This window comes from Paenibacillus aceris, from assembly GCF_017874035.1.
Taxonomy (GTDB): Bacteria; Bacillota; Bacilli; order Paenibacillales; family NBRC-103111; genus Paenibacillus_E; species Paenibacillus_E aceris.
The window spans coordinates 1-8,866 of sequence record NZ_JAGGKV010000049.1 but is presented as its reverse complement, the minus strand read 5'-3'; the positions used below and the strand labels follow the sequence as shown (position 1 = coordinate 8,866).

The window sequence follows — 8,866 nt, the reverse complement described above, 5'->3', positions numbered from 1 at the left end:
ACGCGTTCCCATCTCGAACACGACCGTTAAGCCCTCCAGCGTCGATGGTACTTGAACCGCAGGGTTCTGGGAGAGTAGAACGTTGCCAAGCAGTACCCCTTGTGGGTGTTTTTCCAACTCCTTTGGAGTGGATCATAAATATAGGCCCTTAGCTCAGCTGGTTAGAGCGCACCCCTGATAAGGGTGAGGTCGGTGGTTCGAGTCCACTAGGGCCTACCATGAATTTTTTAGATTCCAGTCAAGTCTTAAGGGGCCATAGCTCAGCTGGGAGAGCGCCTGCCTTGCAAGCAGGAGGTCAGCGGTTCGATCCCGCTTGGCTCCACCATATTCCCTGATAGCTCAGTTGGTAGAGCACTCGACTGTTAATCGAGTTGTCACAGGTTCGAGTCCTGTTCGGGGAGTCTTAACCAATAAATACTAGGAGAAGTGTCCGAGCTGGCCGAAGGAGCACGATTGGAAATCGTGTAGGCGTCACAAGCGTCTCGAGGGTTCGAATCCCTCCTTCTCCGTTTCTTATAAAAGACATTATGGCGGCGTAGCTCAGCTGGCTAGAGCGTACGGTTCATACCCGTAAGGTCGGGGGTTCGAGCCCCTCTGCCGCTACCAGTAATAAATTGGAGAGATACCCAAGTGGCTATAAGGGGACCCTCTGCTAAGGGGTTAGACTGCGTAAGCGGTGCGAGGGTTCGAATCCCTCTCTCTCCGTCGGTAAATCTTTTATTCAATTAGGCCCGTTGGTCAAGTGGTTAAGACACCTCCCTTTCACGGAGGTAACAGGGGTTCGAGTCCCCTACGGGTCACCATTCTTGAAGTTTCATTCCTATGGAGGCTTAGCTCAGCTGGGAGAGCATCTGCCTTACAAGCAGAGGGTCGGCGGTTCGATCCCGTCAGCCTCCACCATCTATGCAATACCTATAAGTGTGGAGCCGTGGTGTAGAGGCCTAACATGCCTGCCTGTCACGCAGGAGACCGCGGGTTCGAATCCCGTCGGCTCCGCCATTATAACAAACAATATGCCGTTGTAGCTCAACTGGTAGAGCAACTGACTTGTAATCAGTAGGTTGGGGGTTCAAGTCCTCTCGACGGCACCACAATTAGCTTTATCGTTTTACAATATGGAGGCTTAGTGAAGTGGCTAAACACGGCAGACTGTAAATCTGCTCTCTCCGAGTTCGGTGGTTCGAATCCATCAGCCTCCATCTATCTTTTATAATGTGGCGGTCGTGGCGAAGGGGTTAACGCACTGGTTTGTGGATCCAGCATTCGCGGGTTCAAGTCCCGTCGTCCGCCCATTATCTTTACCATTGGGGATTAGCCAAGCGGTAAGGCAACGGACTTTGACTCCGTCATGCCAAGGTTCAAATCCTTGATCCCCAGTTCTTTTCTTGAGTCATTAGCTCAGTTGGTAGAGCACCTGACTTTTAATCAGGGTGTCGTAGGTTCGAATCCTACATGACTCACCATTTGCCTTTTTTACAACATGCGCGTATGGCGGAATTGGCAGACGCACTAGACTTAGGATCTAGCGGGTGACCGTGGGGGTTCAAGTCCCTCTACGCGCATTTCCCCCCAAAGCGATTTTGGGGGACCCCATTTAACATGCGGAAGTGGCTCAGGGGTAGAGCATCGCCTTGCCAAGGCGAGGGTCGCGGGTTCGAATCCCGTCTTCCGCTTTTTGGCGCTATAGCCAAGTGGTAAGGCAGAGCTCTGCAAAAGCTTTACCCCCAGTTCGAATCTGGGTAGCGCCTTCTGCCTTCAGTAAGCCGGAGTGGCGGAATCGGCAGACGCACAGGACTTAAAATCCTGCGATAGGTGACTATCGTACCGGTTCAAGTCCGGTCTTCGGCATTGTTACATCAATTTCATACGCGCCCTTAGCTCAGCTGGATAGAGTATTTGACTACGAATCAAAAGGTCGGGAGTTCGAATCTCTCAGGGCGCGCCACATATGCCGGCGTGGCGGAATGGCAGACGCGCTCGACTCAAAATCGAGTTCTCACGAGTGGAGGTTCGAGTCCTCTCGCCGGTATTTTCTCGGGACGTAGCTCAGCTTGGTAGAGCACCTGCTTTGGGAGCAGGGGGTCGCATGTTCAAATCGTGTCGTCCCGACTTTAATTTTTCGCGGGTGTAGTTCAATGGTAGAACTTCAGCCTTCCAAGCTGGTAGCGTGGGTTCGATTCCCATCACCCGCTTTAAATAAGAAAGATCACCTTCGGGTGGTCTTTTTTATTTGGACTACTTTGGAAAAAAACACATTAAACGACAAATTTTATCAATATTTATGATATTCGACATATTTCCCGTATACGCTTGGAGTTCATGTAGGTTTTCATTTATTTCAAATTTGCGTTTCTTGAAACCAAGAGGCCGGAGCTCTATCTAGCGGACTATAAATTAAGGATAGAGTTGGCTAGAGAGCTTTTAAGTGATAGAGGCGTATTAGTATTGCAAATCTCGCAGAAAGAGGGCCACTATCTGAAAGTACTTTTGGATACGGCTTTTCATAGAGATCACTTTATATGTGAAGTTATTTGGAAAATCACGGAGAATCCGTATTTATACCATAGTCAGTTTGGCTTATCGCATGAATCTCTGTTTTTCTATCGGAGGACTGCACTTTTCATGAAAAATGACGAGCAAATAATCCCCTCCATTTGGGGATGATGTTGGATTTTATGATGAGCTTGGGCAAGAAGACGCGTTGTACCCTTCTCAGAAGCCTCAAAAGCTTATGCGGCGGATCTTGGAGGCAACAACGAGAGAAGGAGATCTCATTGGTGATTTTTATTGCGGCAGCGGCAGTATGCTGGTGGCAGCGGAACTGTTGGGACGCAGGTGGGTAGCTAGTGACTGTAATGTGCATGCAGTAGAACTTACCAAGCTTCGGCTATCCGCATTTGGCGTTCAATCTCCAGTAATCGAAATGAATCAAGAAACTAGGTCTGATGGCAACAGCTTTTGGTTAGTTCCCCTCATCAATGAAAACGATATCCATGCGGCACGAACAGTGAAAATCCCTCTCCCAACGCTTGCTCTTCATCGCGGTACATTTGTATTGGAACATGTGAATTGGAGAGTATGGGCACTGTACAATGTACCATATGTAACACTGAATAACGGTAGACATGTTTTTGAGTGGAAAAAGATACAAGAGCGGGTGGATGAACTACTATCGCTGCCAAAAGAGAGATTCATTCAGGAAAGCTTTCATGAAAGCAGCGGAATCCGTGTAAGAGATATTTTTGGTCGCAGTTATCATTTTCAAATAAGGACAAAGACAAATAGACAAGCATAGGCGAATATACATATACGGATTCATCAAAAGTTGTTCATCAACTAGGAGGTGTTTCGGTATGATTTTTTGGATAATCGTGGTTGTCATTGTTGTCATCGGCCTGTTGATTGTAACGAGCGCGAAGAAGAAAAAAGCGGTGGAGTCGATGCAAGTGAAAACACATAAGGAATGCTCCTACTGCAATGAGGAAATCGAAATCGATGCGGCAGTTTGCAAGTACTGCAGGGGAGTAGTCGTAAGCTCAAGCTAGGCGCGTCAGATATAAATCCAAAAATCAAAAGCCTGAGGCGACTAAGCCTCGGGCTTTTGAGCATTTATGCTGCGCTGCGGTTTCCAAAGGAAAGCGCTGTTTGTTCCGCCACGGCGGATGCTTTGGGTGAGAAGGCGAGAACGGCCAGGAAGGGACGATAAGCCACTTGCCCCCAGCCCATGAAAATGGGCACGCACTGCTTGTAAACTCAACAGTCACCCCACTCAGTGATTTGTAGTTATTACATAAGTGTGGCCTTAGGTTGCCTTTAATTTTAAACCAATGGTCATATTTAAAGGTTTGTATAAAATCTTTAAGTAAAGAAGATGTTTTATAATCGCTTAAACAAACACTAGATAATAATCATATTATTATACCTTTGGTCATTTTTTGAATTGAACAAATCTAACGTTTCCTCTATACTTGATAAATGCAGCGTAAACATTAGCCATAAACGGAGATGAACCTATGAACCGTGAGGAAAAAAAGCAGGCCACGCGCAAAAAGATCATAGACACAGCGCTCCAACTATTTGCGGAGCAAGGTTACGATGCGACAACGGTTCATCAGATCACGGAGCGAGCTGGTGTTGCGAAGGGAACGTTTTTTAACTATTTTGCCAGTAAAGAAGAGGTTTTCTGTGATATCCAGACATTCTGGGCTTCCACCGAGTTCATTAAACTGAAGGATAAAAGCGGACCGATTCTCCCTCACCTACGGGAATTCCTAATACAATTGGTAAGGCTGGTACCCTATACCAGACAGCTTGCTCGTGCGTTATTTCAAAGCAATTTAAGCAACGAGAAAACTGTATCCAATCAGCTGCAGATGCTGGAAGAGCTAAAACAAATAATTATCCCTCTTATAGAAGAAGCACAAAAACGAGGGGAGTTCTCGACCGTCTTTCCTGCAGAAATGATCGCAGATCAAGCTATTCAAACTTATATGGGCGTACTCATTTGCTGGGGAATGGGGATGGGCGATGAGAAGCTCAATACGCAAATGGCTGTTAGTTTCGAGTTGTTCTTTCGAGGTCTTCAGACGTGAAACCATCCTATTGGCGCTTCGCTCTTAAAAAGTGTAACATCATTGTAGTAAAAGAACATGAACATGCGCATATTGCAGCAGTCGAAGGAGCTTGAGTCAATTGAATATAGAACTAAATAATGAAGTGCCTGCCAATTTTGAAGAATTAAAAAAATCCGTAAACCGAACATCCAATTGGAGAGAACGTCTGGATGCTGTTGAACAGTTAGGTCAGTGGAACGATCAGCAGAGTATAAATATACTGACCCGTATCATGTCCAGCGATACCGTTTATCCCATTCAAGAGACGGCCTATCGCAAGCTCAGAGCATTTGGCGAAGATGTCCAGCTGCCTCCGCGGAAGAAAGGCGATTTAATTAAAGGGGCGGGCAAGGTATTTGTGCGCATCAAAAAGAGTTTGCCGGAAGGTCACACTTTTGAAGAGTTTAAAGAAAAGCTCCAGAAAACGAGAAGTGACGTATACGATACCTACGAAGGCGACAAAGGAGCCGACTTTGATAAGTGGCTTGAAACCACTTGGGCTTCCCTGTTGAAGTAGACGAAACGAATAAAATCGGCCATTCTGGCTCATATTATCGAAGTTACCAATCCACTTATTAAAGGAGACTTCGAGATGCAGCAGCAAACACCATATAACAATATGAATCAAATGGCGCCTAACATGAATCATGGTGGGCATGAACTTTTTGATTTGCACGAAGTGTTAGCTTGTACCATCAATGTACTTGACCAGTTCATGATTTTCAGACAGTTTGTCCAAGACCCCGAGCTTCTGGACATTCTGGATCATCAGTACAGCTTTACGTTGTACCACTATAATTTAACGGCAGAATGCTTTACTACGGGGCAAAAGCCGAGCAACGAGACGCAAACCTACATGATCCGAAATTTGTCTCAGCCGATCTATGGGATCAAGCCAACTCAGCCCAAAAAGCCGAATCAATCGCTGGCTGACGTGAAGGACGCGGGCATTAGTGCTCATATGTTGGGGCTAATCAAATCTCATGCGGCTCTATTGACAATGACATCCGTTGAGGTGACGAACCCTACCGTGCGTCGTGTGCTCGCTTCACAAGTACAGAATTTTATCGAGATGGCCTATGAAATTTTCTTGTATCAAAATAGAAATGCCTACTACCAGGTTCCACAGCTTGGGACCGCTGATATGCAGAAAATGCTGAATACGTTCGTTCCGGCGCAAGGTATGCCGCAAATGCCTCCTAATAATCGAGCGACGATTCATTAATAGACGAAAACCAGCTTTGGTCGCTCAGACCTTGGCTGGTTTTTTCTTTACATTTTTTTCAACGCCATAGACGCAAAAGGGCACTTAGGAGCCACACTCTCATCATCACGCAGAAAATATTGCTCCCACTCCAGATTATCAGCCTCACCATACCATTTGAGCGAGGGATGCGCCGGCACACCGTCGTACTCGACTAGTTTTTGGCGGATTTGCTTTTTCATATTACGTCCAAAAGCCGTTGAATCATTGATTTCTTCGAAAACCCATCGGGGTTGGAAGGTAATTAGAAAATAAGGTGTCCAACGGCTTCGGCGAACATGATGGGCAGGCGTCCCGCAAAAGGCGAAATAGGGATGGCCGCTATAGCAGAACTCCCAGGCATGATGAGTCGGATCTTGGGGAATGTGAGCAGGCCAGGGGACCCGATCTTTAGCGCTAACCCGGCTCAAAACGGACCAGAAAACCTGCTCGTAATCTTCTACAGTGAAGCTGGTCGCCAGTTCTTCCGTTGTTTCAAAAAATATAACTAGTGAAGCATACTTTCCAGTATCACGGGAGCATTCACCGTATTGCTGCAGCAGCTGGGCAACTTGTTTAATTGCTTCTTCAGATCTTGGCTCATCTGCGAACCCAAAACGCAAACTATCGGAGAGGAAGCCCTGTCTTCCTGGTATGCATGGATACATTCGGTCTTCGTCCGCAATCATATGACCGAACTTACGAAAGGCGTCTTGCTGCCAAGTGGTCAGGTCTGTTAAATGACGATCTAACCAGCCTTTGGCATATAATTGAACCATAAACCAAACCCTCCTTCACTCATTCGGAGCATAGTATGCGGAGAAGAAGAGTTGGGTGAATGCCTACAAAATTTCTACGTCAATAGGTGTACACATGAATCCATTGCAGGCGCTCTCAGAGCAGGGGCATGCAGACACGGCTATGACTAAATCCATTTCCGCCCGAAGTTCGATATAATCTCCAGCCTTTGATAGCGGCTTTTCTACCGTGATTTCTCCAGACGGATGGATGACGGTATTCATAAATAAATTGACGGGATAGTGCTGGTCGGGGGCGGGTATTGCGAATTCAGCAATGGCCAGATTCAGGTTATGATAGCAGCTTGCATGATCTTTTTTATTGTATAGAACCTCGTACATTTCGCTGCGGCAGGCTGGATTAATGAAATCGTGTTGACCTACTTGATCAGTAACGACTGTTAGCATGGGTTTGTATGTATTGGTGTAAAGTATGTCCCCTGGCTTCACTTTCAATTTATGCAGGGCATCCATTGTAACTCCCGGGTCCAGACGTTCTCTGATGTCATTTTCATGATAGGCTACAAAGTCAGCAACCTGCTCGCCTTCTACGTCAGTTACCCGAACTACTTGTCCTTTACTGAGTTTAAATCCAAGCCCTTGGGTGGGTGGAATTCGCCATTTTTGTTTGATCATAAGTCGCCTCCGGCACGTTATCGAAAGTACCTTAACAGTATGGCTTCACAAAGAGACTGACATGCAGGCTGGCTGGAAGTAACAAGGAGGCTAATAAATTGTTTCTTTTGCATCAACCACCGTACCTGTGTAAGATAATAGTGAATTAATATTTTGAATGAGGGGGATTTCATGGTTTTCGGTGCGCGTGTTTGGAAGACGGGTATCGCCGTTGCTTTGGCCTTATATATTAGTGCCTGGCTTAATTTTACTCCTCCTGTAATTGCCGCTGTTGCTGCTATTTTCGCCATGCAGCCTTCGATCTACCGATCGTGGCGCTATTTTCTGGAGCAACTGCAGACGAATATTCTTGGTGCGGCGTTAGCGCTGCTGGCTGGTATGTTTTTCTCAAATAATGTCATTGCTATTGGAATCGTATGTATTATTGTCATTATCATCAGTCTTAGAATGCGAATGGAAGAAACGATAGGCCTTACATTGGTTACCGTTGTAGCGGTGATGGAGGCTTCTGGGGAGTGGGAGTTCGCGCTCAATAGGTTGTTGTTAAGTTTAATAGGTATCGGTTGTGCTTTCGTCGTGAATATTTTCTTCTTTCCGCCCAAGCCCAAAGAGCAATTTGCCGCGCAGATTCAGACCATTTTCAGCAAAATGTCGTTGCTCCTCCGAACTGTTATTTCTAATGAAATGAAGGAAACTGTGTTTCGTGAGGAAAAAGAAAGCCTTCGAAGCAGCCTGAAATCCCTATCGGACAAGTACAGGCTCATGGAAGAGGAGACCAAAAAGCTCAAAGGAAAAGGCAATGGCTTCGGTCGCATTCGCGAGCTTGTTGTATATAAGCAAAAGCTGCTGGTAATGTACAAAGGACTTGAAGTTCTTGAAGCTGTAGATGAGCACTACTTTCAGGCTGCCCGGACGGAAGCCATTGATGACTATTTTGATCAACATATGGAAAAGCTAATAAAGTTCCACGAGCATGTTCTGTTAAAATTTGATGACAAGCTGAAAGATGATCTTACGGAAGGTTTAGAAATGGAAGCGGAGAACGAGCGTTTCATGACCGTTCTCATTGAACGCTATACGAAACAGCCGGAGGGTTTGCTACGCTTGTCCATTGTGGCAGCGGCTATGTACGACTATGGTCATCAGGTTGCACGGCTGGATAAACTCGTTGAGCACGATAATCGTGGTGAAAATGAGGAGAGAGAACCTCTCGAAATATTACTTAAAGGTATCAGGTTGAAATAGTTCGTAGTGAAAACCCGCTGAGCCTCACAGCTTTCAGATAATATCTGGCGCTAGGGGGTTCTTTTCATAAAAATTAGCGTGAGGGTTGCATTCCAAAATCCTATGTGCTATATTATGATTCTTGTTCCAAACGGAACGGGGCGCAAGCGGTAATCGAGATCTGAACGTGTTGAATATCTTCACGAATGGATGTAAAAATTAAAGCTTGCAAATGAAAAACAGATATGGTATATTACTTCTCGCTGCTTCGGTAACGCGGCGGTGAACGAAAGAAATTGATCTTTGAAAACTGAACAACGAGTGAGTAAGCACAGTCGAGCAATCGACTATAA

General features: G+C 45.9%; 9 protein-coding genes, 22 tRNA genes and 1 rRNA gene. 30 read left to right on the top strand and 2 right to left on the bottom strand.

Features of this window, described 5'->3' with window-relative positions; translation table 11 throughout:
• From rrf to J2Z65_RS34755, 29 genes are all read left to right on the top strand, one after another.
• Window positions 1-91 (top strand): 5S ribosomal RNA (rrf, locus tag J2Z65_RS34895); the annotation flags it as partial.
• Window positions 92-142: 51 nt separating this feature from the next.
• Window positions 143-219: transfer RNA gene (locus tag J2Z65_RS34890), tRNA-Ile, on the top strand.
• Between the two features lie 30 nt (window positions 220-249).
• A tRNA-Ala gene (locus J2Z65_RS34885) sits at window positions 250-325 on the top strand.
• Window positions 326-328: 3 nt separating this feature from the next.
• A tRNA-Asn gene (locus J2Z65_RS34880) sits at window positions 329-401 on the top strand.
• Between the two features lie 19 nt (window positions 402-420).
• Window positions 421-509, top strand: a tRNA-Ser gene (locus tag J2Z65_RS34875).
• 20 nt (window positions 510-529) lie between these two features.
• Window positions 530-606: transfer RNA gene (locus J2Z65_RS34870), tRNA-Met, on the top strand.
• A 10-nt stretch (window positions 607-616) separates the two neighbouring features.
• Window positions 617-705: transfer RNA gene (locus J2Z65_RS34865), tRNA-Ser, on the top strand.
• A gap of 23 nt (window positions 706-728) precedes the next feature.
• Window positions 729-803 (top strand) — tRNA-Glu (locus J2Z65_RS34860).
• 21 nt (window positions 804-824) lie between these two features.
• A tRNA-Val gene (locus J2Z65_RS34855) sits at window positions 825-900 on the top strand.
• A gap of 22 nt (window positions 901-922) precedes the next feature.
• Window positions 923-999: transfer RNA gene (locus J2Z65_RS34850), tRNA-Asp, on the top strand.
• A gap of 16 nt (window positions 1,000-1,015) precedes the next feature.
• Window positions 1,016-1,091 (top strand) — tRNA-Thr (locus J2Z65_RS34845).
• A 26-nt stretch (window positions 1,092-1,117) separates the two neighbouring features.
• Window positions 1,118-1,199 (top strand) — tRNA-Tyr (locus J2Z65_RS34840).
• A gap of 18 nt (window positions 1,200-1,217) precedes the next feature.
• Window positions 1,218-1,290: transfer RNA gene (locus tag J2Z65_RS34835), tRNA-His, on the top strand.
• Between the two features lie 15 nt (window positions 1,291-1,305).
• Window positions 1,306-1,377: transfer RNA gene (locus J2Z65_RS34830), tRNA-Gln, on the top strand.
• A gap of 10 nt (window positions 1,378-1,387) precedes the next feature.
• A tRNA-Lys gene (locus J2Z65_RS34825) sits at window positions 1,388-1,463 on the top strand.
• A gap of 19 nt (window positions 1,464-1,482) precedes the next feature.
• A tRNA-Leu gene (locus tag J2Z65_RS34820) sits at window positions 1,483-1,562 on the top strand.
• Between the two features lie 39 nt (window positions 1,563-1,601).
• Window positions 1,602-1,673, top strand: a tRNA-Gly gene (locus J2Z65_RS34815).
• A gap of 4 nt (window positions 1,674-1,677) precedes the next feature.
• Window positions 1,678-1,748 (top strand) — tRNA-Cys (locus J2Z65_RS34810).
• 14 nt (window positions 1,749-1,762) lie between these two features.
• Window positions 1,763-1,848: transfer RNA gene (locus tag J2Z65_RS34805), tRNA-Leu, on the top strand.
• Between the two features lie 20 nt (window positions 1,849-1,868).
• Window positions 1,869-1,945: transfer RNA gene (locus J2Z65_RS34800), tRNA-Arg, on the top strand.
• A gap of 5 nt (window positions 1,946-1,950) precedes the next feature.
• A tRNA-Leu gene (locus tag J2Z65_RS34795) sits at window positions 1,951-2,029 on the top strand.
• Between the two features lie 6 nt (window positions 2,030-2,035).
• Window positions 2,036-2,109, top strand: a tRNA-Pro gene (locus J2Z65_RS34790).
• Window positions 2,110-2,121: 12 nt separating this feature from the next.
• Window positions 2,122-2,192: transfer RNA gene (locus J2Z65_RS34785), tRNA-Gly, on the top strand.
• Between the two features lie 139 nt (window positions 2,193-2,331).
• Window positions 2,332-2,664 carry a DNA methyltransferase gene (locus J2Z65_RS36300; protein WP_167062996.1) on the top strand — a complete coding sequence of 111 codons (333 nt, stop codon included), beginning with the start codon at window positions 2,332-2,334 and terminating at the stop codon, window positions 2,662-2,664.
• A gap of 37 nt (window positions 2,665-2,701) precedes the next feature.
• Entirely contained in the window at window positions 2,702-3,295 is a 594-nt protein-coding gene (locus J2Z65_RS34775; RefSeq protein ID WP_275691060.1) for a DNA methyltransferase, read from the top strand.
• Between the two features lie 58 nt (window positions 3,296-3,353).
• Window positions 3,354-3,545 (top strand): hypothetical protein, encoded by a 192-nt coding sequence (locus tag J2Z65_RS34770; protein ID WP_167062976.1) that lies wholly within the window; start codon window positions 3,354-3,356, stop codon window positions 3,543-3,545.
• A gap of 468 nt (window positions 3,546-4,013) precedes the next feature.
• Window positions 4,014-4,592, top strand: coding sequence for a TetR/AcrR family transcriptional regulator (locus J2Z65_RS34765; protein WP_167062979.1), 579 nt, complete (start codon window positions 4,014-4,016; stop codon window positions 4,590-4,592).
• A 100-nt stretch (window positions 4,593-4,692) separates the two neighbouring features.
• Window positions 4,693-5,130 carry a HEAT repeat domain-containing protein gene (locus J2Z65_RS34760; RefSeq protein ID WP_167062982.1) on the top strand — a complete coding sequence of 146 codons (438 nt, stop codon included), beginning with the start codon at window positions 4,693-4,695 and terminating at the stop codon, window positions 5,128-5,130.
• A gap of 75 nt (window positions 5,131-5,205) precedes the next feature.
• On the top strand, window positions 5,206-5,838 hold the full coding sequence (locus J2Z65_RS34755) for a spore coat protein (RefSeq protein WP_167062985.1): 633 nt from the start codon (window positions 5,206-5,208) through the stop codon (window positions 5,836-5,838).
• A 47-nt stretch (window positions 5,839-5,885) separates the two neighbouring features.
• On the opposite strand, the gene J2Z65_RS34750 is transcribed toward J2Z65_RS34755, so the two are convergent.
• The gene (locus J2Z65_RS34750; protein WP_167062988.1) at window positions 5,886-6,635 is read right to left on the bottom strand and encodes a YqcI/YcgG family protein; all 750 of its coding nucleotides are present in this window, start codon (window positions 6,633-6,635) and stop codon (window positions 5,886-5,888) included.
• Between the two features lie 63 nt (window positions 6,636-6,698).
• Window positions 6,699-7,286 (bottom strand): DUF1989 domain-containing protein, encoded by a 588-nt coding sequence (locus J2Z65_RS34745; RefSeq protein ID WP_338111747.1) that lies wholly within the window; start codon window positions 7,284-7,286, stop codon window positions 6,699-6,701.
• A 174-nt stretch (window positions 7,287-7,460) separates the two neighbouring features.
• On the opposite strand from J2Z65_RS34745, the gene J2Z65_RS34740 reads away from it, so the two are divergent.
• Window positions 7,461-8,534 carry an FUSC family protein gene (locus J2Z65_RS34740; protein WP_167062993.1) on the top strand — a complete coding sequence of 358 codons (1,074 nt, stop codon included), beginning with the start codon at window positions 7,461-7,463 and terminating at the stop codon, window positions 8,532-8,534.
• Window positions 8,535-8,866: the final 332 nt, after the last annotated feature.